Annotated in this window: 1 protein-coding gene; it reads left to right on the top strand. The window is 73.6% G+C overall.

Going from position 1 to position 549, the window contains the following annotated elements; all coding sequences use genetic code 11:
- Nucleotides 1–153: 153 nt before the first annotated feature.
- A partial coding sequence (locus CCN29_RS34055; RefSeq protein WP_086686326.1) for a gamma-glutamylcyclotransferase family protein occupies nt 154–549 on the top strand: 396 nt, incomplete at its 3' end.

A 549-nucleotide genomic window follows, 5' to 3' on the forward strand; every position in this document is an offset into this window, starting at 1 on the left:
GGGCGGGTGGTGCCCGCGATTCAAGTGGCGGCCCGAGTGTCATGTCCATAGCGCGAATGTGGGGGTGTGTGAGGGGAGAGAATCGTTCCCGCAAGGCTCCGGTGGCACTTCCGTGCAGAGGGGCTCCGCCGACCGTCCGCGCAGGTGAAGCGAGTGAACCTCCCCTTCTTCGTCTACGGCACCCTCCGCCCCGGCGAGGTCAACCACGACCGCTTCCTGCGCGGCCGCACGGCACACGAGGAGCCGGGCCTGCTGCGGGGCGCGGCGCTGTACGAGGGGCCCGGCTACCCGTACGCCGTCGAGGCGCCGGAGGGCGAGGTGCGCGGCGAACTGGTCACCGCGCGGCCGGAGTCGTACGAGGAGCTGCTGGCGCTGCTGGACCGCCTGGAGGAGTACGTCCCCGGTGACCCGCGCAACCTTTACGACCGGGTGGAGCGGACGGTGACGCGGGAGGCCGACGGCACGGCGGTCCGGGCATGGGTGTACGTCGCCGCCCCGACCGTCGCGGCCCGCCTGCGGGCGCGGGGGACGCGGGTGGAGGGCGGGGAG

It is taken from the genome of Streptomyces pseudogriseolus (assembly GCA_002154585.1).
GTDB classification, from domain to species: domain Bacteria; phylum Actinomycetota; class Actinomycetes; order Streptomycetales; family Streptomycetaceae; genus Streptomyces; species Streptomyces pseudogriseolus.